Below are 23,347 nucleotides of genomic sequence, written 5' to 3' on the forward strand. Positions count from 1 at the left end.
TTCAAAGGGCAAGACTCATTCCTCCTTCCTGATTTTGCTCCTGAGAGAAAGATTCCCGCAGGTCATCGTTCCAGTCTTTGTTCTGGGGGCAGAGCCGTTCCACCTTCCAGCCACCCTGTTCACGCAGCTGTTCTGTCAGCCGGGCACAGGCAGTATGTCCTGCCTTGTCGTTGTCCAGGCACAGGAACACCTTATGGACTTCCAGCTGCTGTTCCAACTGCTTCATCATCGCCTGCCCTGACACACCACAGAGTGCCACATAGCTGTTTTCCTTCCATCCTTCCGGATAGAGGGAGATGTAGGACAGCAGGTCGATGGGCGCCTCGAACACATAGAGTTTCCCGCTGTGGCCGTTCCAGTGAAAACTGTATGCAGGGTCACATCCCTCCACATTGAGGCGGATCTGTTTCCCATCGCTGTTGGTACTGCGCTTATGGGCATGGCGGGCAACGCCTTTTTCATCCGTTCCCACAAAGACCGCGTTGTGATAAGGCAGATCCTCATAGATCAGCTTCTCCCGGACAAAAGCAGCCAGCACCTCCCGATCCAGCTTGCGGGTTCCCAGCAGATAACCAAACACCCGCCGCATGGAACTGCTGGTGGGTGGAAGTACAAATTCTTTCGGCGGATCATTCTGGGGCTTCGCAATGGGGAGGGGAGCCTGCCCCTTCTCGCCGGTCAGCAGCTCCATAGCCTCATTGAAGGACAGATGGTAGTGCCTGCGCACAAAGCTGAGAGCGTATCCTCCCTGATCCGAAGCATGGTCAAACCACCGGTTCCCCCGGATGGTCACGCTGTGGTCACTCTCCAGCCGGTGATCCCGGCCAGAACGGATCAGCTTTTCCCCCTGGCGGCGGAGCAGCTCCTCCAGATCCACCTGATTGGCTTTGTCAATCTGCTCCCTGGTGTATTTTCCGTAATAGAGAATCCCTCCCACATAAACGCTCCTTCCTATCGCATCTCCGGGCCGCCTTGTTTAAGGCCCAGAGCCTTTTTCTTCTCCTGTATTTTCCGTCTCAGCTTCTGGTCTACCAATCGGGGAGCCGGCATTGCCGAAACAGGAGCCTGCTCCCGAAAGAGATTTCCCAGATGCCGCAGAAGCTGTACCGCATTCCGTTGGGCAGCTGACCTATACCGATCCTGGCTGGCCCATCCCGTATGTGTGGACGCTTCCGGTATCGGATCTGGCCCTGCTCTCTCACTCCGGGATTCCGCTTCCTCCTGGATTTCCTTCCCCAGCTGCATTGCCTGGCGGATCACCAGATTCTTGATATTCTTGAACTCCTTCTGTCGGGAGAGAGGCAGCCTTTCCGGAAGGTCATCCCGGTAGCTGCGCAGCACTTCCTCCCGTAGTTCGTACCAACACCCATACGCTTCTTTCACCACCGGTTCTTTTTCCAGCTCATCTACGATCTCATCCACCAGGGATTTCAGCGGCGCCTTGAGGTATCCATACTGTTTTTTCCCACTGGTGAACCGCAGGCGGTCAGATAACTGGAGAAGCAGATCAGCCAGATGAGAATTTCCCAGACTATGAGCTTCCTGCAGATTTTGAACCAACTGCCCTAAAACCTGCTTTGTCTCTTCTGCAAGGTGATTCCGCTTTTCGGTTTGCTGCTCATAAATCTCCAGCAGTTCATTGCGGAACATATCCTTCACCAGTGCGGACTTGATCTGAGCAATGCCCGTTTTTGTGAGATAGCCCTTAGATGGGTCTGTGCTGTAACAGATCATGTGGACATGGGGATGGTGGCCCTCATTGTGAAATGCCGCGTACCAGCGAAAATCCTTGAGAGGGATTTTCATGGCCTGTGCCATTTCCGGCGCGTGACTGGTCAGCAGCTTCCGCCAGCTTTCCGCGTTGTCGTACCCGAGCCGCGCGGCATCCTCCCGCCGAAGGGAGAGGATGGGGAGCCAGATCGGGCCGGTATGCCGGGACACCTCCTGCGCTGCCTGTGAGAGAATGACCGGACGATCCTCACCGGTAAAGAGGCCATGGGCGCCATGCAGCTCCACCCTTGGACGCTGGGCGATGTACTCCATGTATCGTTCTTTCCCCGACACACTCAAAAAGTGATCCTCCAGAACACGATCAATCAGCTCTGCCGCATTTTTCCGGGTGGGGGATTCCCGGTAATCCTCGTACTCAAACAGCGTCCGGGCGGAAGGGAAGTCCTGGTTTATCTGACGGATCAATGCCTTCTGCTTTTGGGTTGCAGGCCAGTCCGGATGTTTCAGGAGCAACTCGACCCCTTCCCGGGTCGCGATGTAACGCAGATAATTCTCACGCTGCACGGCGGTGTGACTGCCGCCCTTGAGATAGGGACACTTGAAAATCAACCTCGGCACCGGCAGTCACCACCTCTCCCTACGATTTGTCCGCTCCCTGCTGGTACAGAACAACATCTTCCAGGCGGACCATACCATTTGACTTTTTGATTTCCCGGACACAGACTCCCCGCAGCTTATCCAGAATCGCCGGATCAATTTCCACAGCACTGGCCAGCACGTGCATCAGGATGTCTACCTCCACTGCCAGCTTGAAAAGGAGTCGGCAGATATGATTTTCCGAATCACGCAAGGTTGCTCGGAAGGCTGCCACCAATGCCTGCGGAAGATACTCACCAGCCTCATTGCCGGAAAGATACCCCACATAGAAACGGATTGCCTTTTCAATGAACTCGTTTTGTGTCTGGCAGTTATCTCTGTCCATAAACTCTTTCACCTGCTGCATGGTTTCCGGAGAAACCCGCAGTGCAAATTTAATTTTCTGCCTTGGCATTCTCTCATCCTTTCTTTGTCATATCCCCGCTTGGAACCCCAAAAAATGGCTTCACATCGGGGTTCTTTGCTATTTTGATCCCCGCCTTGACCCCACCCCCTGATTTTTGACCCCCGCCTAAATCCTTCCCGACCCGCATTGCGGGGCGATGTACGGGGCGCGGCAGGGGATTTTGACCCCCGCGCTTTATCCTGCTTCATTTTCGACCCCATGTGTCACCCCCTTTTCTCCCAGAATCCCGCTTCTCCACACACCCCGCAAAAACGCCCCACAGCCGCGTCGGGCTGCAGGGCCGGGGTGTTTGTCTGCCTGCCGCCCAGTCCGGCCACACAGGGCGAACCAGGGGTTCTCAAGGCGCAACTCAGGCATTTCTGTAAGGTCGTACCGGAAACGGTGCATACCTTTTTTCTTTACCATTCCCTGCAGGGGTGTACACATAATTGGTTTCATTTCATCAGCGTACCAACAAAAAAATCAACGGCGGTCCAATTTCATATCGAGGGGGTGCTTCTTTATTGTTTTCCCTTCCAGGCAGGGAAAACAACACTCGGTATAGGAGAGCCCATGCCCCTGAACCAGCCGATCCAGCACATCACACATACCATCCTCATTCAGACATACTGTCTCTTCTGGGTTATCATAACAGACCCATTCGGTAGCATTTGGGTGATCCTTGACAAACAGATCATACGCCAAACGTAGCTCATTCCCCTCGCGATAGAGTACTGCGTCCAGCCGGACATATCCAGCAATGAGAGACGCAGCAGTCTGATTTGTAACCCAGGATGGATTCTCCTTTTGTAGCTGGCGCACCTCGTCACTTGTAAGTCTCTGTCGGTATTGATAGCTGCTGCCTAATGTCTTTTTGAGTTTTTCTTTGCTCACAGAATTGCCTCCTCATAGTTTAGGCCCCTCGGAAAAGTAGAATGGATCGGACTCATCCCACTCCTCAGCTATATCAGGTACGTCTTCCTCCAGCACCTTCTCCTAGTGAGTAAACAGAAATTCCTGATAGTTCTGTCGGATGCCATCGGCAAAATATGCTTTCGCACTCTCCATAACAGCATGATCAAGGATCTCCAGATCGAATCCACAATCCTTATACCCTTTCTGCACTGTCTGGTAGTATTGGAGGGAGGGTGCCCCAAACCCCTGTTTCAGATCCATGATATAGGCCATGGTGGTAATTACTATCCCATCTATCTGGACAGGAATATCCTGTTTGAAATAGTGGGAGGGATATCCCTCATACCAATCCAAAGCCTGTTCGTCCTGTTGCTGCAGTTCCCACACTGCTACAGGTACCATTGCCCCTTTTTTAGGGGCAATGGTGGCAAAAGCGCCTTGGGGTCTCCCTTTGAATTGCAATTCATAATCTTGGATAACGCCTGTTCCCACCAACTGAGCGGTGGGGCACCGCATCGCCATCTGGTCGAGATTGAGATTACTTCCATAGGCAGTGTAAAGTCGTTTTTTCATTCTGTCACCTCAAATTCTTTACATCGAAAGGAAAACGGGCGGCTCTGCGTCCTCTACCATCATCTCAGTTTCTGCTTCCGGCTCCTGAACTAACTGTACAGCATCCTCCAGCCTTTGTTTTGCCAACCGCTCTTTCTGCGCCTGGGCTTGTGCAGGGTCTTTCCAAGCAATGTTTCCCTCCAGGTTTTTTAGCAGATGACCGCGAGCAGTTTTGAATTCATCTCCAATGAGTCCCAGTCGCAGCAGCCAAGTGCGGAAAGTGTACTTCTCATTATCACTGTGGGTTTTGGTATAAGAAGCGCGCTTTTGCACCAATGCCTGGTGGCTGATGGCCAGACACAGTTGGATGTAGGATTTGATCTCTCCCGCATGAAGGGTTGAGTTGAACAGTCGGAATTCAATGGTGCCTTTAGAGAATACACTATGAAGGTTCAAGCCGTGATACCGCGTGTAGTCATAGTGGTGATATCTTCCGGTTGGGCCATCGTACCAGATCGATTCCAGTTCTTCAATCGTGGATGGCCGTTTCTGATTCATCTCATCCAGAAAACGAGTATCCGCTTTCTGACAATAGTTTTCTCGTTCCACTTTTACTCGCAGGGCTTTATAGAGCAGGTCTTCTTTGGCCGCCATGATATTGACGATATTCCGCAGGGTGGTGACAGTATGGGGTGCGGCATCCACATGAACATGGATGCCGCAGGAGTCGTTGACCTTAGCCCCTGCGCTCCGCAGCTTTCTCACAATCTCCTGTATAGTGGGAATATCGTCATACCGGCAGATAGGGGATACCACCTCTACCGCATAGGTTCGTCCGGCAACCCCAGTCCTTCGGCGTAATTCGCATTGGATGGAGGCATCGCTCACGACCTTCCATTGCCTCTCCTCTGCATCTCGGATAGAATAGGCGTCGTAGGTTCCACCCACATGAGTTGCGGTAGTGGAAAAATGACCGGCAATCACCCGTGCCGCAGCGGCACGGGTGATACCAGTCATCTCAATTTCAATTCCAAATCGCTGATTTTTCACAGAGACTCAACCTCCACCGGAGCGGGAGATTTGGGAGGTGCTGCCTTCGACGGGCGACGGGGACGATCCCGGACAGGTGACGATCTGCTGTCCAGGTATTCCCGTACTGCTTCAGGTACGGTCTGCTCGTACAGCAAAGCCAATGCCTCATGCATTTTCTTTTGTGCGGTTGTATTCTCCTTTCTCAGCCAAAAGTTCAGCGCCTCCATCTTTTCTGATTCCATTGTGAGGGTCAGTTCCATTTTCTCCATTGATGTTCCTTCCTTTCCAGCAATGAAAAAAGGAGCCGTTGCATGGCTCCTTTTTACTCGGGGTTCAGTGTTTGGTTGGTTAATCAACCATTTCTGCACGTGCAGCATCTTCTGCATCCATTTCTCTGTCTGTGAGTACGATGCAATCGTCTAAGGTCTGAATTTCAGCTGACTCCATTGCCATATTGTACAGTGCCGTTCGTTCCTCTGCGCTGTCCAGCCGGATTGCAGTTTCAAATAAGCCCTTTATTACTTTGACACATTCTCGTCCTGACCATCCTTCATATAACTCGTCCTCTGGCAGAATATGATCAGCTTTATTTCCCTTTTCCAGTTCCATCATAGCTTCCCGCTCCTTATGGATCAGCAGAAGACTTTTCTCTGTGTCTTCTTCTGTCAGACTCCAGGCTTTACCGATCAGCCTGATGGTATGCTCGAAGAACTGTGTATCATGTTTGCTCCCAGTAAACCGAAGCATCATAGCGGCTTCATGCGCAAGCTTGATCTGCATCTCTATTGCGTTTTCTTTTCTCAAGGTGTGTTCCTCCTTGTCGGGGTCTTGGGGTTTATATTTACCAACAACACAATGCCACAGTTTGGAGCGGAAAGCCATTATCAGTACCACATAAACTGTCTTGCCAAAACTGTGAGAAATGGACAGTCTAAAAAGTGTAAAATTCCATCCATGGCTCCAGTTCCGGCTCATCACCGGTAAACTGTTCCGGCTCCGCAAAGGTTTCCATTCCCAATGCCAGCTGATCGTCCGTCAGGGAAACAAAATTGCCGGACTCACTGTCCCCCACAAGGAAAAAGGGGCCGCAGACGATATCGTTACCCAGCCGGCGGTTGGGTTCCATGCCATTGAGCTTTCCCTCCTCGTTGCAGCAGAGCACAATTCCTTCACCAACATACAGTGGTTGGAACAAACCGCCGCCCACTTCTGCCTGGATGCTCTCCAGCGTATTGGGGATCTCCTTTTCATAGGGAATCTGTCCCGGCTCTACTTTCAAAATGCGCATTGCCGATACTCCTTTCGTCGCTGCAAAATACAGCTCGCAGCTCCCAGCCAAATGTACTTCATTCATATCCAGAAAGCGATCTCCCATCATTTGTATGATTTTTAGGTCAAAGTCAGTGGCATTTCTCAGGCTAATAGGCAGATCAGATTTTCCGCAGAAATAGGTCACGCAGATAGCCGGCCATTTCTCCACCATTGGATTTTGCGCAGACAGTTCAGTGTACAGCTTGGTGGCCATAACCTGTTCCGGGGAATTAACTGCACCAGAAACATAAGCAGTTCCATTGGGCCCTTTCTCACCGCCAATCAACAGGCGGGTAAAACGGATCGGCTGCAAGGCGGTCAATCGCGGCAGTATAGATTCCAGATGTCCCATAAGAGGGTACAGACCGTTTGAAAGGTTGCTCCACTGCAGATGGGAAACCATATCCTCCAAAAGATTATAAACCTGCATCAGCTTCTCTCTTGGATCACCACTGCACAGTTCCAATTCGGCTGTGTACCTGCCCAGGCATCGGATTGTGTATTTCTGCAAATTAAGCGGAAGGGGTTCCGCAGCAAAAGACTTGCGGGCTTGATCCAGGCGATGATCTATCCGTTCCAGATAGCTCAGGGCCATGGTTTCTCCATTCAGTTCTGCCATGCCGCAGAGAATGCCATTGATCCACAGGCGCCGCATCACTGACCAGGGAGGCGTATTCAGAGGCTGGTAACGCTCCGCGCCATTTTGGCGTTCTATGGCATAGGAAATGAGTCCTTCAAAGATTTTGTCCAAGTTGTATTTCCGATTCAAAGGTATCTATCGTATCCTTTCTATAAATAATTTCTTGGGTTCTGCGGCACACCGTCCTGGATCACTTCCAGATGCAGATGAGGCCCCGTACTTCGCCCTGTGCTGCCGCTTCTGGCGATCACCTGACCGGCTGTGACTGTCTGCCCCTCTGTCACCAGGATCTCGGAACAGTGGCCGTAAAGGGTTACCAGACCGCCGCCATGGTCAATCGCTACATGGTATCCATATCCCGTTTGCTTATACCGGACAAACAGAACCTTGCCATCCTTGACCGCACGCACTTCTGTTCCCAGAGGAACACCCATATCCAGTCCGGTATGCCCCTCACTGCCAGCGCCGGTAGGATTCTGCCGGTACCCAAACTCAGAGGTAACCTTGTCCTCCCAGCCACCAGGCAGAGGACTGACAAAGCCGCCTTCCGAGGGGATCACGTCGGAATCCTTGACCATCTCAGCGATGAGGTCATGGGTACTGTTTCCGCCTTCCAGTGCCATGTCCGCTCCTACATCAAAATTACGGTACACCACCCGCAGATAGATTTCGGTGATGTTAGCCATGTCATCCGATGTGACCTGCCGCCCAACCTCCGCGGATACATTGGCGTAAATGGTGGGGAGATCATTGATGGGATAGGCTCTGGTGTGGGTATAACTGTGTTCCTCGCCATCCTCATCCGTCCAGGTGTGGGTACAGTCCCGGTACTCCACGAAGCAGTCCACAAACTCCCTGGCTTTGGCACGGCGAAGGGACAGATTTTCTGTGCCAAAATTCAGCGCATAAAAAACAGCCTTGATCCGGTTGGAATCAAGGCTGTCTTCGTCTTCCATCATCTCCTCCACAGCGGCAATGGCGCCATCCAGAGAGGAGAAGCAGGAACGCATTTCGGTGATATAATCCCGGTACTCTCCCGGCATAGTGACGGGAATACTGCCTCCATAAAAGGTCAGTTCCACCGCGGCATTGTTATGGCTGGCTGTTCCATAGAGCATGGCGCCCACCATGATGATGATCAGAATAAACGGGGTCAGAATGGCGGCAAGGGCGATCCCCACCGCTTTCCATGTCCGCTTATCCGTTGCCAGCGCAATCGCCGCTTTGATGAGAAGAGGGTTTGCCATAACCGCTCACCTCCCCAGCTGCGGGTCAGCCTGATAGGTCCCCAATAGCTTGCGGCGGCCAAAGCTCTCCATCTCTGTGAGATAGTCCTGGGTTTCCGGGTCGAATTGTTTTTCAAATTCCTCCGCCCAATCCAGCACCAGATAGAACAGTTCCCGGGAGTCCTCCACGGTGATGCTGCCGATGATCTGCAGTTCCTCTGCCATCGCAGAGAGTTCAAAAACATTTTCGCAGAGCAGTTTTGTCCTCTGATCCACTCCTGCACCCCCTTCAGAGAACAGAAAAAGCATCGGAAACCCGATGCCTTCCCATTCTTTTTTATGCTTCAGTTTTTTCCCGCAGGCCGGAATGGTTTTGTATCGATCACCCGGCTGTAAACGATTGTCCCGCAGCTTTTACAGAAATAGTGCTGTATGATACTGCCCACGATTCCCATAGTGAATTTCCGGGGCATCATCATGCCATCTGATCTCTGGTATCCTTCCAGCAGCTCGGTGCAGCCGCAGCAGGGGCATCTCCATGAACGGTCTGTATTCATCAGGCTCCCTCCTTTGTACCAACATACCACATCCTGTTCTTCGTAAGCTATCATCAGAACCGACAAAACAGCCGCCAGATTTTATCTTCCTCCTCCTGTCCCATACAGCGCTGCCTTGTGTTCCGGCGACCGCACCACCAGATTGTAGCGTTCCGCGCCGCAGCGATAGAGGCAGGTTCCGGTCTGGCACACCTGGATCAGCTGATATTCGGTTTCCTCCAGCTGGAGGGCATCCATATAATCCTTCTTGTCGATGGTCCCAGGGTGGAACAGGAAGTGATGGGTGGGAATCGAGAAAAGGGGCTTGGTCATCTCCGCCACACCCGGCAGCAGAAAGTCCTCGATATTCTGGCTGGCCAGAACCACCATACTATTTCGCTTTCGCACCCGCTTCATGGCGTTGCGGATATAGGAAACTGCTGTGGGGTTGGAGAGGAATACATGAAGTTCCTCAAAAACTCCAGCGGCATTTCCTCCTGAAATCAGCGTGTGGCTGATATAGGAAAGGACGTTGAACAGCATGGCATCCTTGATGTTCTTTCCACCCTCCATCAGATCCTTGACATTGAAAAAGACCAGCCGGTCTGACTGGAGGTTGGTATGTCCATTGAAGAACTTGGCGTCAGCTCCCACACACATGGAATGAAGGCCCAGGCAGGCGGACCGCAGCAGTTCCGGCGTATAAAGTTCTCCCCCCTCGGTGCTGCGGACGCGCTGGTACTCCTCCTCCATCAGCGCATGGAGATCTGACAGGACGGGATAGTCCTTGGGACCAAGCAGGGAGAAGTCTGTCTGATTATTGATCCCCCACATTTCGTACAGCTTTCCCAGCATCATCTCAATGGTGTCGACCTGTGCCTCATCAAATGGCTTGTAGCTGCGGAAAAAGTCCCGCAGGAAGGAGATGTGCTGGGAGAGGAGGGAACCCTGCCGGAAGGCTGCCGGAGAATCCGGATCGGATTCCTCCTCTCCGGTGTTCCACATCCTGGGCTCCAGAACATTGATCCGGTACTCGCCGCTGGTCAGATCCAGGTAGGAGCCACCCAGCTTTTTGACAATCTCCTCATACTCACCTTCCGGGTCCAACCCAACTACCCGCTTACCGCTCTCCAGAATGTTGCACAGCAGCAGTTTCAGAAAATAGCTTTTTCCCTGACCGGAGTTGCCCAGAATCAGCACATTGGCGTTGGACTTATCCTGGTCCCGCCGGTCCAGGTCCGCAATGATGGAGCTGCCGTACTTGTCATAGCCCAGATAAAAGCCCTGTGGGTCGGTTTTACCGGTGTAGGAAAACGGGAACAGGTTGGCCACACTGGACGCGGGAAGCATCCGCTCGAATTCTTCCCCCAGGGCGTTATACCCGCTGGGCATCACCGAGAGGAATCCCTCCTGCTGGCAGAGGTGGAGCCGGTCCACACTGATCTTGGCCCGTCCCAACTCGGTTTCAACACTGTCCCGCAGCTCGGTGAACTCCTGCTCGCTTCTGGCGATCAGTTCAATATAAACTGCTGTGTGGAAGAAAGGCTCCCGGTTGCGCTGGGCAGAACGGATCATAGAGGCCACATCTTCCAGATTGCTCTGGGCCTCTACAATATCCCGAATATCTGTGCTGCCGGATTTGAAACGATTGGCCTTGTCCGCTGCCTGGAGGATTTTCCGTTCCTCCGCCGGAGAAACCAAACGGGTGTAGATCCGCAGGGTAACGCCTGCCCGTTCTCCCAGCCGCTGGAGGATTGCCTGTTCCTCTGTGGAGGTGGGGTATCCCCGGACAGCCCATACACACCGCCAGGTATTTCCCAACAGATACCGATCCACCTCGAAACGGACTGCGGCAGGCGCGATGAGATCCAGGAAGGTCTGCAGGACCTGTTCCTCATCCATCACAGATGCGGATTTGTAATCACTCCTGCCATCTTTCATGAGCCATCGCTGCCCGTCAAAGTCATCATAGCTTTCACTGATCACGTCCCCGGCAAAGTAGACTGCCAGAATCCGCTTGATATCCTCACGGTCAGCCCGGCGTACCACAAATCTCTGTTCCCGGATCATCTTTTCCAGCCGGGACAGGTAAGGGTACATTTCCCGTTCCCCGATGTTCCGGGGACGGATGACCAACATAAACTCCCTGGCAGTGGCTGTACGGCTCTGGATCTCATCCAAGTGCCGCAGATCCTGTTCCAGAAGTGCTCGGATCTGCGGGACAGGTTCCTGCTCGATCCGCCTGGTCAGGTACTGTTTGTTGTGCTCAAAACTCTCTCGGGAATTGAGGCAGAGCAGTTCCACCTCCGCAAAGCCCTTGAGAACATTCATCAGCGCATTCACTCTGGCCCGAAGCCCTTCTCTGGACAGCACCGAAACATTGGTGGGCTGCAGCAGGAAGAGGATCACTTCCTCGCCTTGCGGAGTAATCATGCTTCTCTCGGTGATGGACTGAATGTTCATCAGTCGGCGGGTGCTTTTATCTCGCCGCGTCTTTCTTCTTTTTTCTGCTGAAAAAATTGTTTTGATGATCTTTCACCTCCATATGAAAAGGGGACACCCAGCGGTACTTCTGCGGCCTGAACAGGAAATAGATGCTGGCCTTCCGGATAAAATCCAGGATGCAGGCATCGTCAATCCGGATGGTCAGAAACAGATAGATGCCCGCTGCGGCTGCCAGAGGATAGAATTCAAACTGTGCCAGCAGCACCGCTCCCAGCACCGCCAAGGTACCTCCAATGGTAATATCCCGAAGCCGCCATAACCAAAGGGTTGGAGCGGCCTTCAGATTTTCAGGATAGATATACATATCATTCCTCCAAAGAAAAAGAGGCTGAAATTCAGCCTCCTCTGAAACCTCTTGTTTGGTTTATTCAGCTTCGCCTTCCAATTCTTCTCCCGCCATATTGGCTGCCTGCGATACTTCCCACTGTTCCAGGGCCTTCTCAATCAGTCCTACAACAAACTCCTTCTGCTTCAGCTTATTGGCTGTCAGGTAGGCTTTCAACCGCTCAAACAGTTCTTCCGATACCTGAAATGCCAGGGTTCTGCTATTTCCGCTCATGGTTTTTCCACCTTTCTGCTGCTCAAAATACTGCTCCAGGATCTCACCCACATACTCGCTCAATGTTTTGCCCAGCCGTTCCTGCTCCTCGCGCACTTTGGCGTGGAGTTCCTCCGGGATCTGAGCGCAGAGGTTTCGTGTTTTACTCACTGCTTTTCCTCCTCTCTGGTTGGTAAGCAAAGGATACTCCAAAGCAAACGCAATAGCTATTCACCAAATGCAACGAAGAAGATGCAAAAAGCTAAGCGGAATATACATCCGCCGGCAGCAAGGTCATCTTCTGTCCATGACACCACGCCAGGTTTTTGAAAACAAATTCAAAGCAAGGCACAGCGATGCTGTTGCCCAGCGCCCGGTAACGGGCGGAATCTGTTGCCCCGGGGATCGCTGTCCAGTTGTCCGGGAACCCCTGGAGCCGCTCACACTCTATGGGCATCAGCCTGCGGATATACAGTCCCGCCGCTGCGGGGTCAAGAACGATATCTGTGGCGCTTTTGCCCTGCCTGGCGCTCTGGGTAGAGGCCACAGGGCTGTCCTGATAGTGGTCGCTCCTTTGCTGGGAAAAAAGCTGGCAGACACAATGCTCATCCGTCGCGGTAAGAGTATATCCTGTTTCCTCCGAGTACCCAATTCCATTGCCCCCGTTTTCCGGCTGCCTTCCCACAGCTGTTGCCGCGATTGCGTATGCCCCTACCAGTGGGGTATTATTGCCTCCGGTCCCATATCGGGCAGACATGGTTGGCGCAACAGGATGTGGTCCGGTATAGCGGCTGTCAATCCCATGGTTTTCATACAGCACTAACGGCTGATGTCCATGCTCCTGCGCCCGCAGCGTCCCCGCAAGTTCCCGTTGGCAGTCCATGATACTTCCTCCCTGATCGGTCAGACAGAGAACAGAGGGCATACAGTTTCCGCTCTCCGAACCCTTTAGGGTAGGGGAGAGTTCCTCGGTGTATCCGGTACTGCCTGCGGATGCACCCGCTCCCGCGCTGAATCCTGCGGTATAGGTATTGTTTACTCGTCTGGAATTCCTGGTAATGAAGGTTTGGGCTTTCATTCCAGGCTCCGCGGTCAGCGCCGCGGAAACACTGTGAAGATCCCGCGTCTCATCTCTCTGGTTGCAGGCAAATGCCTGGGGCAAATCTCCTGCCTGAATGGATGCGTTTGGGCGGAGCCCGGACTGGATCTCAAGTGCTTGCCGCAAGGCTCCGGGCAATGGCTTCTGCCGTACTTTGGCCCTGTGGATAATACCTCTGCAGGCCGTTTTCGATAAATAATACTTCAGGGGCGCAAAGTCCTGCAAAATCTGCGACAAGAGCGATTCTTCTGCGTCTCTGGGGGACTCCGAAAAACTGTGCATCGACTGTTCTCCACGCAATGGAAAAACAGTCTGCCAGAAGATACCCAGAACCCAGCCACTTTCCTTTCGCTGGTCGAGGCACATGGCAGGCTGGGTCCACCACTCCGGCCGTTTCCTCAAGGACCGCCCGGAAGTCCTCCCCTCTGGGCTGTCCGCTGGAGAAGGCTCCCGGGACATTTTCCCAGAGCATCCATCTTGGGCGAACAAACTCAGCTGCCCGTCCACGTCGTATGTCCGCATCTCTCATCTCCTTTATGATCCGGATCTGGTGCAGAAAAAGGCCGGAGCGGTCTCCGGCTAACCCGGCCCGCGCTCCAGCCACTGAAAGATCCTGGCAAGGGCTTCCGCCGCAGATAATATCCACTGGTGGAAGATCCGCCCCACATAGTTTTGTAATGTCGCCAACCTGCTGTATCTCCGGAAAGTGAAACTGACTGACCGCTATGGGGAATGGTTCAATCTCGCTGGCCCATATCGTTTCAATTCCCGCTTTGCTGGCTGCCAGCGGGAAACCCGCAATCCCATCAAACAAACTTCCCAAAGTCATAGGGAAAGCCCCCGTTCCATACCTGCCTCCGGCCCCCACTGCCGTATAGGGATACCACGCTCCTGGGCGAACTGAATTTCCCGGCTCATGCCCGGTGAGATCTGCTCTCCAAAGACCCACATTTCTTCACAGCGGGAAAGCAGCTCCAGCCCGGCCCGCAGGCCGAGGTTTCGCTCTGCCGGATCGCTGTCCTCCAGGAATTGCGGGTACAGCAAGTGCGGCGCCACCGGGATCACCCCCTGTTCCAGCGCCTGTTTGCAATACTCTTTTGCCCGTTCCACATTGTTCGGGATGTCCCCGGCGTAAGGCGATGCGATATACACAAGTTTCATCTCTGTTCCTCCTTTTGATAGCAAAGAAATTATGTATTCACCGCCGAAATTTGATTCGGCGGCTTTTGTGGGATACTGCTGCGCTATTTGACAGCAGCGGCAATATTCCGGGTCAGATTCACAATGGTCTGAGTAGCATACACCGCAGACATGATATTGGCTCTGGTTGTGGTTTCCAGGCCGAACTGCTGGGCTACTCTGGGGATCTCAGAAGCGGAAAGCATTAGCCCACAGCCCAGGAGCATATTTTCATTCCAGACCATTAGTCCCGCAATCAGAATGGTGGTCTGCAGGAACGCTGTCAGGCAAAGTCCCGCAATCTGTCGGCACCAGCTGTAAAATCCGTCCGCATAGCCTCGGGGAAGGCTGAACAGATAAAGGCTTCCCACCGCGATCTGAATCAGCAGGATTCCGCCTCTCTTGAGATTAGCAAAAAAGATTTTGATGACACTGTATCCCATCAGAATGAGCAGAAAGATCGCAATAAAAACGCCATATCCATTCAAGGCTCCCAGCGCGGCTCGGGCCATATTGCTGATCCCTTCGGTATGGGAGGCTCCTGCAATTTCAGAAGAGAGGCTTCCCTGGAGATCAATGCAGAGCTTATACAGTTCCACCGGCACTGTGGTAAATAAACTGGCGGCAAGAAATCCCTTCAGACTTCCCAGGGCCAGATCCCGGATCGCTGTGGTCCGCCCGGACTGGTACTCCAGCGCAGCCTCAAACACGGCGACCACGAGGCCCACACCATAAAGCGCCCAGCCGAAGTAGCGAAAGAACTCCACCACTGCCTGCACCCACACAAATTCGAACAGTTCGCTTCCCATCCCGTTCATCATGGAAAAGAATTCTCCCAGGAATTCCACAATCTTTCCATAGACCCAGTCGAAAATCTGTCCAAGAACGGTATCCGCTACAAAGTCCCAGATGAACAATAAAACCACCTCCCTCGTGTTGCTTTCTCTTTTCCTTCGATGCAAGGTGCGGAAAGCATTTTAACTGCAATACAAATTTTTTTACAGCCGCTTTTAGCCCATTTGAAGGAATCCTTCTTCCTTATCGTTTATGATGGTGCCATTTTCGATCAGCTCAACAATATCTTCCAGTGAACCGCCATTCTGTAGGCATTTGGCAGCCTCAATCATTTCAAATGGATACAAGCACTGGGGTACTGAGGCAAGTTCACACACTTTCTGGGCTGCATCCAGCCCAATGGTATTTCGGACGTGTATCAATCCTGCCAGGGTTGCCTCCATCCAACGGTTTTTTTCAGCAGCGCCATTGGTAATTTGCTGAAACTCCACATATTGGCTTTCTTTCACACATTCTTCGGCAAATTGTATCCATCGACTGGCTGCTTGCTCACTGCAACTGAACTGTTCCTGCAGTTCACGAACAAAAGTATCCTGAGTGATTCCAAAAAAACTTGTTTGCATCATCTCTCCTTTTTGTATGCTTGGTGCGGAACACAGATCTACTGTGCCTTCTGATCGGACAAGAAGTCCGTCGAGGCATTGTATCAGCGATCCCATATGTTCCTGCCAGTTGTGCCAGTCCTTATCCATAAAACCGTCTCCGCCTATCAGTTTTTTCGACGTCAGAACATATTTCCTGGCATAATATAGCGAATCGCAAAGATAATCACGCAACCGCAGAATATCCTTTTTCCCGGCTGTGAAGGAGGTGATGGATTGGGATTTTTGATGTTGTCCCATCCCTTTTTTCTCATCATCCAGGCCGCTTAGATCATCATGAAGACATCTCATTACAATTTCCGCCACTGCCATCATCTCAAAGCACGAATCGCCTTCCCGGACATCAGATGGCGTGCTTTCTCTCTTTTGAACATCCTGCAAAAGAGCAGCCAGATCCAGTTCCCCGTTTTCGGGAAGATGTTCCCTGATGTAAGTAACCACATCCAATTCTTTATTGGTACGGGAAAGGATCATTTCCCAGCGTTCCATTTTTTCTACCTCCTGCTCAGATCCCGAGGATGGTCCAGATATAGGTGGGCGCAGTCAGAGAAAAGATAAGTCCCGCGAAAAGGATCGCAATGGGCGCCCATTCCATCTGCCCATGCTTGCGGTAGTCCATATAGGCGCTGGCGATTTTGACGAACAGCAGCACCACCAGGATCATATCCAGAGCAGGAAATACCACACTGTTGACCACTGTCTTGATCTGGGTCGCCGCGCTCTGCCATGTCTGCTCAATCACTCCAGAAACATCCCCCGTAGGCGCCGCCAGTGCGGGGACCGTCATCAGAGCGGCCATCAGAGCGACAACCGCTCCCTGAATGCAAATTTTCTTTTTCATATCGTTCCTCCTCCATCCATCACATCTGCATACCAATACCGGAGGCAGGCTCCGGTTCTTCCGGTTCCGCCTGGCTCTGTGCATCAGCCTCCGCCTGGTGCCGGTCCAGTACCTGACGATATGCTGTCACTGCCGCATCGGTCATCTGCTGGCGCAGCTGTGCGGAAACCGGGAAACAGATGTCCTGATACCCATTGCCGTTTTTGTAACTGGGAAAGTTCAGGAACGGACCGTTCTTTCCCTCCGTCAGACGAAGGCCCCGCACCGCAAAGACGCCTCCCAGAGTGACGGAAAGATGGGCCAGGCAATGGCCATCTCCCGTACCCAGACGATTCACACGCATCTCCACGGCAGGGAGCTGCTCCTGCGAAGGATTCATACCATTCTTCTGCTCTTTCTGTTTCATTCTTCCGATTCCTCCTTGTCAAATTCCACAGGGATAAACCCACTCAGATCCAGATACCAGAATTCCGAAGTATCCTCACCAACCAGCTCCAACAGATCCGAAATGGACAACCGGTGTCCCTGGTATCCCTTCGGCAGCTTTGCGGCATTGAACCGCTCATACAGTTCGTCCGGATCATCTGTATCCAGCTGACCGCAGAATACTTCCCGATATTCTTTCAGGGCTGGACCTCCAGACAACTCCTTCAGCTCCTGGTAACCGATAAATTTCCTGGCCGGATCAACATCCGGCTTCAGCTGATAAACCCGCACCCGGCGCACAGAGGGCACGTTCTGTTCCAGGTTCCTCAGCTTTTCCGCCAGGCCGTTCTGCCAGCGTACCGCCCGGCCTTCCCGGACCAGGCACCGGCCGGTATCACAGCCGATGAATGCGGCATCCATCACCGCGTTTTCGCCATCAAAATACCCGATGGGCATTCCGCCCTGTCGGATGAGATCTTTCCTGTTCATTGGTAACTCCTCCTTTATACTCATAGCTTCCCAAAGTGGGATTGTAGGCCAGGCCGAAATCGGACGCTTTGGCCCCCAGGATATCCAGGGCTTTTTCAATAGCCGCCCGGCTTCCCGGAGCAGGGATAAATTCGATCAGCGCCTCGCCATCCCGGTACTGTGCCGCACCCACCAGGCTGCCCACATCTTCGCTGGCCCACAGGTAATCCAGATAGAGGTCTTTGAACACCAGCGACAGTTTGCGGATCAGTTCCCTGACATCCCGATCCGCTGTCTGAAACCGGACGGAGGTTCCTCCATCGTACTCCCTGGCGCTTTTCTGTGGGCGCAGGGTGTTCTGGTCCACTCCCCAGTTCTGCAGGCACCAGCCCCGGGAACAGTTTTCTTCTCCGTATTTCGCCAGGAGATCCAGATTGGTTGGCTGACGATAGACCCAGGGCGGCATAGGAGTGATCCGGCCCAGGTCCACCGATCCCCGCCCATACCGTCGGTCCGCGATAAAATCAAAAAGGGCAGCAGCCTGCGCGCTGCCGCCCTGGACATGGAGGATATTCTGGACAATCGGCATATGCTCCTCCTTTCTTCCAAAATAGGTTGTATTTATCCTATATTTTGCGTATACTATAGTTGAGGTGGTTCCTGTGATGATCAGTACCAATGCATTGGTTACCATGACCGAAGCAAACCAGAATTTTTCCAAGGTAGCCCGCCTGGTGGATGAGCAGGGAGCCGCCGTTATCCTGAAAAACAATAAACCCCGGTATGCCGTTGTGGACTTTTCCGAGTATGACAGCTTCCAGGCATACCGCCGCTCTTTGGTGGACCGGGCTGCGGATCAGCTGATTGAGGAAAATCCCGAAGCGTTTCGGGAACTGGCAAAATGATTCCCGCCGGCGCTTTCGGAATGTTGTATTTGCCTGCCGTTTACGGTATACTGTTTTTAGAAAAGCTATGGAAAGGGGGATATCCGTATGTGCAGCCAGGCCAATCTGCATCAGCTTCTGTCTGAGGTGCTTGCCCATGCCCAGGATTGCTTTGGCAGCAATCTGGATGGGGTCATCCTGTATGGTTCTCACGCCCGCGGGGATGCGGATGAGGAATCGGATGTGGACATCATGATCCTGGTCCGGCAGCCTGCGGAACAGCTGGCGCGGCAGCGCCGGGAATGGAGCCGGTTCGGCACCGGCCTGGATTTGAAATATGAGGTTTTTACCTCCCTCAAGCTGCAGGACGCGGACACATTCTACGCCTGGCAGGATACCTTGCCCTTCTTCCGAAATGTGACAAAAGAGGGGGTCCGGATCAGTGCTTGAACCATCGAGACAGGCCCTCTCCCAATACAGGCTTTCAAAAGCGGAGGAGTGCTACATTGCCGCCAAATGCCTTCTGGACGATGGCCTTTACACCGACAGCGCCAACCGCTCCTACTACGCCATCTTTCACGCTGTGCGGGCGCTGCTTGCGTTGGAAGGCGTGGATTTCAAAAAGCATTCCGGCGTTATCTCCCACTTCCAGCAGCACTATATCAAGACGGGAATGTTTGACCGGGAATATTCCGATGTGGTCCGGGACGCTTTCAGCATCCGTCAAAACTGCGATTATGAAGATTTCTTCATCATCTCCCGGGAGGATGTTGTTCAGCAGCTGGCAGACGCAAGACGTTTTCTGGATGCAGTCACAACCTATCTGAACTTCCAAAAATAGGGGCAGCGGCGGGAAATCCCGCCGCTGCTTTTTTGCGTTAAACGCCCGTCTTGGGCAGATCCCCCTTGGGCTTGCCCCAGACTACCGTAATCCAGGTATCCTTGGCGACGATCCACTCCTCTCCGATGCGGCCTCCCACATCGGTGCGGTTGATGATCCGGTACCCATCATCCAGGTTTGCCAGTGTCGTCACATAGAGAACCGGTCCGCTCTCCTCATGGAAGCCGGCCTGCACCGTACCGAAATTGAAGCGGATCTCGGTGACATATTCACCGGCTGCCAGATCCAGCGCCTCTCTGCCGCAGTCCAGTGTATAGCTGGTTTTGCTGGAAAGTCCGGTCTTCAGCGTCTTCCAGCCGCTCTTTTTGTTGGTCTTGTATTCCACTGAGTAGGTGAGCCGCTCCGACCAGGTGCCGGTGATGATCTTGCCCAGCCGCACCTCCGAAGGCAGCTTGTCGTGCCAATAGAAATCGTCCAGCGGTACATTGGAGTCATTGCGGATCTCAGAGAACTCATAGGACATAATGTCCCCGGCCAGTACCTCCACATTGCCCCGTTTTTCCACGGTCACGTTCACATCGACACTTTCATTGAGCACCTCAAAGCGTACCAGGTCATCTGCCACCTTGAGTGTGGCATAGAACACCTTGCTGTCCGTCCGGTAGTATTCCGGGCTGGAGGTCTCCTTGATAGCATAGGTGCCCAGAGGGAGCGTTTTGCTGGTGGCTGTGCCGTTTTCGGTGACGATCACGTCCACCACTTCCAGCTTGTCGTTGTAGATGGTAAACTCAGCTCCATCCAGGAGCGCCCCCGCTTTGTCCTTGGTAATGGGGTTATCGTCCGCCGCCTTTTTGACGATCTGGATCTGACCCCGCATCGGACGGTTCTCCACGGTGATCTCAGTGGTTTCCCCGGCCTTCAGCTCTACGGTACGGATGGTGGGGTCGACCACATAACCATCGCACTTGATTTCCTTCAGTTTGTACCTGCCCTCCGGCAGTTCCCGGGGAAACTCGATGATACCATCCTGATTGGTCTCATACTCGCCAAGCAGATTGTTTTTAGCGTCATAGAGGTTGAACACCGCTCCAAAGATCGGTTCTTTGGTTTCGCTGTCGATCTTAATGAGCCGCAGGGTGGAAAGCGGCTCATTGAGCAGCTCCACCGTACTGGTTTGGCCCCAGGCCAGGGTGACCTCATGGACAGTTTCGTCCAGTTGGTATCCCGGCAAGGGCTCCACCTCCTGCAGATAGAGGGTTTCGCCTCCATCCACACCGGAGAGCAGGATCTGCCCCAGTTGATTGGTGGTGTAGGTTCCAACCTCCCGATGGAACTTATCATACACCCGGATCTTTACGCCCTCCATCGGCTGTCTGGTATCCGCGTCCAGCTTGATAATTTTCAGGATGGGGTAAGGCTGGTTGCGAAATTCCAGAATATTCAGCTTTCCGCTTTCCAGTTTTATGGTTCTGGGGGTGGGATCAGGCTTGTATCCATCCGCCGGCTGAATCTCAGTTACCCGTACCCAGATCTCCTCCTGATCGGAGATGTTGATGACACCTGCGTCATCAGTGTAAAAGGTTCCAATGGTCCGGCCATCGATCTCCTCGATATAGAATCCTACATCGGGAATGGGCTCGCCTGTGACGTCGTCCACCTTACGGATCTGCAGCCCGGTACGGGGTCGGTTCTCAAATGTGACCATGGCGGTGGCTCCGTACTTCAGCTCCACCAGTTTTGCTTCGCCTGTGGCGATATAGGCAGGGTTGGCCCGCACTTCAGTCACCAGGTACCAGCCCGGGACAACATCCTTTCCAGTGACCACTGCCATGCCGTTTTCGCCGGTTGCAACCTCTCCCACCATCCGTCCATCCGAGTGACGCACCTCAAATACAGTGTCTGGGATCGGATCGCCGGTGATGGCATCCTTCTTGGAGATGATCAGAGGATTCTCCGGGGTGTTTTTCAGCTTCAGAACCGGATTTTCGGCAGCATCCAGCTTAATCTCATGGACCGTTTCATCCAGGAGGTACCCAGGCAGCGCCCTTTTTTCTTTTACTTCATAAATTTGACCGGGCTCCAAAGGTTCAACGACAATCCTTCCGCCTGCATCGGTTGTAAAGTCTCCAAGGCTTTTCCCGTTTTTGACGGAAACCTCAAAAACCACCCCTTCCAGCGGCTGGAGGGTCACGCTGTCGATTTTCTCAATGGTAATCGTTGATTTTTTGTCGTTGGGGATATCCAAAGTTTTGTGTTCACCCTTGGCAACCGTCACATCATAGGTGTTTTTCTCGGCCATCACATAGCCTTCCGGCGCAAACAATTCCTCGACAATCAGCGCGCCTTCCGCCGGCAGCGGAAGGATGATCTCGCCCCACCGGTCCGTTGTCTGCGTCCATACCTGGGCAGATACATGAGGGTCCGCATACCGGATGCGGAAGGTTGCACCCTCCAATGCAATATCCCGGTTTCCTGTTTCATGCTTGTAAATGGTAAGGCTGCAAGGCATGGCGGTGTTGGTGAACGTCATGGTGGTTTCCCGGTCACCGGCAATGAAATCGGTAAACTCCTCCACCTGGGGATCGCTTTCCGTTTCCGCGGAAGAAGAGGATTCCGACTCTGCCACTACCTCACCGCTCTCAATCTCGATGACTGTGCTGGAAGTGGTTTCGGTGACGATGGTCACCGTCCAGGTCTCCACATGGGTGACACGGGTATAGGTTGGGGCAACTACCGCCGTCTGAGGGGTGGGGTCCAGAAGGTATCCTGCCGGGGCCTTGACCTCCTTTACAGTCACAGTGGCCGGATCGTGGTTATTTTGGGGATGAGTCCAGGTAAAAAGCCTCGCTCCGTTGTCCACTTCCCAGTTTTCCACCGTTGTGTGGGTGCCATCTGAAAAGGCCACATCAATGTCAAACAGCGCGCCATCCAGGCTCTCATCCTTCTCATCGTGCTTGCGGATCGTGATCTGGCCTATGGCATCGCTGTATTCATAGGTTTTCCGGTTGCGGACCTCCGTTTCGGTCTGGGTGTCGGTTTCCACCTCGATGCGGTATTGATCTTCCGGGTAGTCATCGGGGTCGATCTCCGGGTCAGGGCCGGGATCGGGATTTTCTTCTGTGTTGTAGGTAATCAGGTCCTGGGTGCCGCCGGTCCAGGAGAGATAGTTGTACTTGAGGCTGCTGGTATCGGCGTTTCCATTAAAGATTTCATCCGCGGAGGATGCGCCGGGGCAGCCGCCCCAGGAGCTGACGGAAGTACCCATGATATGGGCCCAGATCGCCGCCTGTGCCGCGGCATAGTCCGCATTGCTCTTGCCGGATTTGTCGTAGTTGGCAAGGATCTGCTTGATGGTGGAGTCATTTCCCTGCCCGGACTGGATATAGTCACCTGCCGGGGTTTCTCCATTCCATTCTCCGCAGAAGGCAATTTCTCCATTCAAATAAATTTTGGGCATGGGGCTGCCCAGGTACGCTCCATTGGCAAATTCCAGCTGGCCTCCGCTCCAGGTAATCATGGAATAGGACGGGGAAGCCGAAGATGCCCGGGCGGATCGGGACCGCAGCATGGTCATACCTGACGCCGCCAACGCTGCCTGCTGGTATTGCTGCAGCCAATGTGCCGAAGCGTCATCTTCCGGCAAGGCCGGAGAGTTTTCCCCATTGGAGGCTCCAATTGTAAGTTCAGAATCGGGGTCTTTCTCCGGTGCCTGCCCGGCATCCGGGCCTGCGCTGTCGGTATTGTTTTCGTCCGGATTCTTTTCTTCTTCTGCATCCGGTTCCGTTTCCCCCGGGACAGCGCCATCGGCAGAAGTCTCCTTTTCCTCCTCGGCAGAGGCGCTGGGCGGCGATTCCGTTTCGCCATCTTCCGGCTCTGCCGGAGGGCTGATGATGACCGTATCTTCCGGCTCCCCGTCCGGGGTGGCGCCGCTGTCTGACACCTGCTGGGGAGCAAGCAGGCCCGCCGTATCCGCTGCGCTTGCGGCAAATGCCTGGGTGGGCATGACGCCCAGCAGCATGACAACGGAAAGGGACATGGCAAGAATACGCTTTGCTTTCTTCCTCATAGTGCGCTTCCTTTCTTGTTAAAATAAAAATAGGTCCCCTTTCGGGGACCCGGTCCGC

Annotated in this window: 28 protein-coding genes; 3 read left to right on the forward strand and 25 right to left on the reverse strand. The window is 53.4% G+C overall.

From position 1 onward, the window contains the following. Position 1: 1 nt before the first annotated feature. From BQ5383_RS13580 to BQ5383_RS13690, 24 genes are all read right to left on the reverse strand, one after another. Positions 2–937, reverse strand: a complete 936-nt coding sequence (locus tag BQ5383_RS13580; protein WP_071432814.1) for a DUF3991 and toprim domain-containing protein — start codon at positions 935–937, stop codon at positions 2–4. Between the two features lie 14 nt (positions 938–951). Next, complete coding sequence (mobP3, locus tag BQ5383_RS13585) at positions 952–2,349, reverse strand: MobP3 family relaxase (protein ID WP_076944484.1); 1,398 nt, start codon at positions 2,347–2,349, stop codon at positions 952–954. 19 nt (positions 2,350–2,368) lie between these two features. After that, the gene (locus tag BQ5383_RS13590; protein ID WP_071432818.1) at positions 2,369–2,782 is read right to left on the reverse strand and encodes a hypothetical protein; all 414 of its coding nucleotides are present in this window, start codon (positions 2,780–2,782) and stop codon (positions 2,369–2,371) included. 474 nt (positions 2,783–3,256) lie between these two features. Next, entirely contained in the window at positions 3,257–3,667 is a 411-nt protein-coding gene (locus tag BQ5383_RS13595; protein ID WP_071432820.1) for a hypothetical protein, read from the reverse strand. A gap of 102 nt (positions 3,668–3,769) precedes the next feature. Next, the gene (locus BQ5383_RS13600; protein ID WP_071432822.1) at positions 3,770–4,261 is read right to left on the reverse strand and encodes a gamma-glutamylcyclotransferase family protein; all 492 of its coding nucleotides are present in this window, start codon (positions 4,259–4,261) and stop codon (positions 3,770–3,772) included. A gap of 18 nt (positions 4,262–4,279) precedes the next feature. Further along, entirely contained in the window at positions 4,280–5,290 is a 1,011-nt protein-coding gene (locus tag BQ5383_RS13605) for an amidoligase family protein (protein WP_076944485.1), read from the reverse strand. Then, complete coding sequence (locus BQ5383_RS13610) at positions 5,287–5,541, reverse strand: DUF6103 family protein (protein ID WP_071432824.1); 255 nt, start codon at positions 5,539–5,541, stop codon at positions 5,287–5,289. The genes BQ5383_RS13605 and BQ5383_RS13610 overlap by 4 nt, the downstream gene beginning before the upstream one ends. A 79-nt stretch (positions 5,542–5,620) precedes the next feature. Continuing rightward, positions 5,621–6,076, reverse strand: coding sequence for a hypothetical protein (locus tag BQ5383_RS13615; protein ID WP_071432826.1), 456 nt, complete (start codon positions 6,074–6,076; stop codon positions 5,621–5,623). A 127-nt stretch (positions 6,077–6,203) separates the two neighbouring features. Next, on the reverse strand, positions 6,204–7,334 hold the full coding sequence (locus BQ5383_RS21900; protein ID WP_338061419.1) for a DUF3846 domain-containing protein: 1,131 nt from the start codon (positions 7,332–7,334) through the stop codon (positions 6,204–6,206). A 38-nt stretch (positions 7,335–7,372) separates the two neighbouring features. After that, entirely contained in the window at positions 7,373–8,470 is a 1,098-nt protein-coding gene (locus tag BQ5383_RS13625) for a M23 family metallopeptidase (RefSeq protein ID WP_071432828.1), read from the reverse strand. Positions 8,471–8,476: 6 nt separating this feature from the next. Next, the gene (locus tag BQ5383_RS13630; protein WP_139193436.1) at positions 8,477–8,725 is read right to left on the reverse strand and encodes a hypothetical protein; all 249 of its coding nucleotides are present in this window, start codon (positions 8,723–8,725) and stop codon (positions 8,477–8,479) included. A 68-nt stretch (positions 8,726–8,793) separates the two neighbouring features. Then, complete coding sequence (locus BQ5383_RS13635; protein WP_071432834.1) at positions 8,794–9,006, reverse strand: hypothetical protein; 213 nt, start codon at positions 9,004–9,006, stop codon at positions 8,794–8,796. A gap of 81 nt (positions 9,007–9,087) precedes the next feature. Then, on the reverse strand, positions 9,088–11,448 hold the full coding sequence (locus BQ5383_RS13640; RefSeq protein WP_420835667.1) for a VirB4 family type IV secretion system protein: 2,361 nt from the start codon (positions 11,446–11,448) through the stop codon (positions 9,088–9,090). A gap of 16 nt (positions 11,449–11,464) precedes the next feature. Beyond that, complete coding sequence (locus BQ5383_RS13645) at positions 11,465–11,794, reverse strand: hypothetical protein (RefSeq protein WP_071432836.1); 330 nt, start codon at positions 11,792–11,794, stop codon at positions 11,465–11,467. A 60-nt stretch (positions 11,795–11,854) separates the two neighbouring features. After that, on the reverse strand, positions 11,855–12,199 hold the full coding sequence (locus BQ5383_RS13650; RefSeq protein ID WP_071432838.1) for a hypothetical protein: 345 nt from the start codon (positions 12,197–12,199) through the stop codon (positions 11,855–11,857). Between the two features lie 91 nt (positions 12,200–12,290). Further along, complete coding sequence (locus BQ5383_RS21905; RefSeq protein WP_083389976.1) at positions 12,291–13,190, reverse strand: DNA cytosine methyltransferase; 900 nt, start codon at positions 13,188–13,190, stop codon at positions 12,291–12,293. Positions 13,191–13,236: 46 nt separating this feature from the next. After that, positions 13,237–13,956 carry a DNA cytosine methyltransferase gene (locus tag BQ5383_RS21910; protein WP_083389977.1) on the reverse strand — a complete coding sequence of 240 codons (720 nt, stop codon included), beginning with the start codon at positions 13,954–13,956 and terminating at the stop codon, positions 13,237–13,239. Next, a complete protein-coding gene (locus BQ5383_RS13660) occupies positions 13,953–14,288 on the reverse strand; it encodes a DUF7768 domain-containing protein (protein ID WP_071432840.1) in 336 nt (111 codons plus the stop codon). The genes BQ5383_RS21910 and BQ5383_RS13660 overlap by 4 nt, the downstream gene beginning before the upstream one ends. A gap of 83 nt (positions 14,289–14,371) precedes the next feature. Next, on the reverse strand, positions 14,372–15,223 hold the full coding sequence (locus tag BQ5383_RS13665) for a conjugal transfer protein TrbL family protein (protein ID WP_071432842.1): 852 nt from the start codon (positions 15,221–15,223) through the stop codon (positions 14,372–14,374). A gap of 93 nt (positions 15,224–15,316) precedes the next feature. Continuing rightward, positions 15,317–16,252, reverse strand: coding sequence for a hypothetical protein (locus tag BQ5383_RS13670; protein WP_071432845.1), 936 nt, complete (start codon positions 16,250–16,252; stop codon positions 15,317–15,319). A 16-nt stretch (positions 16,253–16,268) separates the two neighbouring features. Continuing rightward, the gene (locus BQ5383_RS13675) at positions 16,269–16,604 is read right to left on the reverse strand and encodes a DUF3852 domain-containing protein (RefSeq protein WP_071432848.1); all 336 of its coding nucleotides are present in this window, start codon (positions 16,602–16,604) and stop codon (positions 16,269–16,271) included. Positions 16,605–16,623: 19 nt separating this feature from the next. After that, positions 16,624–17,010, reverse strand: coding sequence for a SpoVG family protein (locus BQ5383_RS13680; RefSeq protein WP_071432850.1), 387 nt, complete (start codon positions 17,008–17,010; stop codon positions 16,624–16,626). Beyond that, a complete protein-coding gene (locus BQ5383_RS13685) occupies positions 17,007–17,519 on the reverse strand; it encodes a YodL domain-containing protein (protein WP_071432851.1) in 513 nt (170 codons plus the stop codon). The genes BQ5383_RS13680 and BQ5383_RS13685 overlap by 4 nt, the downstream gene beginning before the upstream one ends. Then, complete coding sequence (locus BQ5383_RS13690; RefSeq protein WP_071432853.1) at positions 17,467–18,087, reverse strand: DUF1281 family ferredoxin-like fold protein; 621 nt, start codon at positions 18,085–18,087, stop codon at positions 17,467–17,469. Before BQ5383_RS13690 ends, BQ5383_RS13685 begins: the two co-directional genes overlap by 53 nt. Positions 18,088–18,163: 76 nt before the next feature. Here BQ5383_RS13690 and BQ5383_RS13695 point away from each other — a divergent pair, with 76 nt between their 5' ends. From BQ5383_RS13695 to BQ5383_RS13705, 3 genes are all read left to right on the forward strand, one after another. Next, entirely contained in the window at positions 18,164–18,403 is a 240-nt protein-coding gene (locus BQ5383_RS13695; protein WP_338061420.1) for a type II toxin-antitoxin system prevent-host-death family antitoxin, read from the forward strand. An 87-nt stretch (positions 18,404–18,490) separates the two neighbouring features. Further along, positions 18,491–18,832, forward strand: coding sequence for a nucleotidyltransferase domain-containing protein (locus BQ5383_RS13700; RefSeq protein WP_071432857.1), 342 nt, complete (start codon positions 18,491–18,493; stop codon positions 18,830–18,832). Continuing rightward, a complete protein-coding gene (locus BQ5383_RS13705) occupies positions 18,825–19,223 on the forward strand; it encodes a HEPN domain-containing protein (protein ID WP_071432859.1) in 399 nt (132 codons plus the stop codon). Before BQ5383_RS13700 ends, BQ5383_RS13705 begins: the two co-directional genes overlap by 8 nt. A gap of 37 nt (positions 19,224–19,260) precedes the next feature. Here BQ5383_RS13705 and BQ5383_RS13710 read toward each other — a convergent pair whose 3' ends face one another. Continuing rightward, positions 19,261–23,289: a SpaA isopeptide-forming pilin-related protein gene (locus BQ5383_RS13710; protein ID WP_071432861.1), complete on the reverse strand. Its 4,029-nt coding sequence runs from the start codon at positions 23,287–23,289 to the stop codon at positions 19,261–19,263. Positions 23,290–23,347 lie beyond the last annotated feature (58 nt).

The sequence above is a fragment of the Angelakisella massiliensis genome (assembly GCF_900104675.1).
GTDB classification, from domain to species: domain Bacteria; phylum Bacillota; class Clostridia; order Oscillospirales; family Ruminococcaceae; genus Angelakisella; species Angelakisella massiliensis.

Bases quoted from the DNA above. Each gene is read 5' to 3' on its own strand.
- BQ5383_RS13590 (WP_071432818.1), bottom strand. From the start codon at position 2,782: ATGCCAAGGCAGAAAATTAAATTTGCACTGCGGGTTTCTCCGGAAACC.
- BQ5383_RS13600 (WP_071432822.1), bottom strand. From the start codon at position 4,261: ATGAAAAAACGACTTTACACTGCCTATGGAAGTAATCTCAATCTCGAC.
- BQ5383_RS13610 (WP_071432824.1), bottom strand. From the start codon at position 5,541: ATGGAGAAAATGGAACTGACCCTCACAATGGAATCAGAAAAGATGGAG.
- BQ5383_RS13625 (WP_071432828.1), bottom strand. From the start codon at position 8,470: ATGGCAAACCCTCTTCTCATCAAAGCGGCGATTGCGCTGGCAACGGAT.
- BQ5383_RS13635 (WP_071432834.1), bottom strand. From the start codon at position 9,006: ATGAATACAGACCGTTCATGGAGATGCCCCTGCTGCGGCTGCACCGAG.
- BQ5383_RS13640 (WP_420835667.1), bottom strand. From the start codon at position 11,448: ATGAACATTCAGTCCATCACCGAGAGAAGCATGATTACTCCGCAAGGC.
- BQ5383_RS13645 (WP_071432836.1), bottom strand. From the start codon at position 11,794: ATGTATATCTATCCTGAAAATCTGAAGGCCGCTCCAACCCTTTGGTTA.
- BQ5383_RS21910 (WP_083389977.1), bottom strand. From the start codon at position 13,956: ATGACTTTGGGAAGTTTGTTTGATGGGATTGCGGGTTTCCCGCTGGCA.
- BQ5383_RS13660 (WP_071432840.1), bottom strand. From the start codon at position 14,288: ATGAAACTTGTGTATATCGCATCGCCTTACGCCGGGGACATCCCGAAC.
- BQ5383_RS13670 (WP_071432845.1), bottom strand. From the start codon at position 16,252: ATGGAACGCTGGGAAATGATCCTTTCCCGTACCAATAAAGAATTGGAT.
- BQ5383_RS13675 (WP_071432848.1), bottom strand. From the start codon at position 16,604: ATGAAAAAGAAAATTTGCATTCAGGGAGCGGTTGTCGCTCTGATGGCC.
- BQ5383_RS13680 (WP_071432850.1), bottom strand. From the start codon at position 17,010: ATGAAACAGAAAGAGCAGAAGAATGGTATGAATCCTTCGCAGGAGCAG.
- BQ5383_RS13685 (WP_071432851.1), bottom strand. From the start codon at position 17,519: ATGAACAGGAAAGATCTCATCCGACAGGGCGGAATGCCCATCGGGTAT.
- BQ5383_RS13690 (WP_071432853.1), bottom strand. From the start codon at position 18,087: ATGCCGATTGTCCAGAATATCCTCCATGTCCAGGGCGGCAGCGCGCAG.
- BQ5383_RS13695 (WP_338061420.1), top strand. From the start codon at position 18,164: ATGATCAGTACCAATGCATTGGTTACCATGACCGAAGCAAACCAGAAT.
- BQ5383_RS13700 (WP_071432857.1), top strand. From the start codon at position 18,491: ATGTGCAGCCAGGCCAATCTGCATCAGCTTCTGTCTGAGGTGCTTGCC.
- BQ5383_RS13710 (WP_071432861.1), bottom strand. From the start codon at position 23,289: ATGAGGAAGAAAGCAAAGCGTATTCTTGCCATGTCCCTTTCCGTTGTC.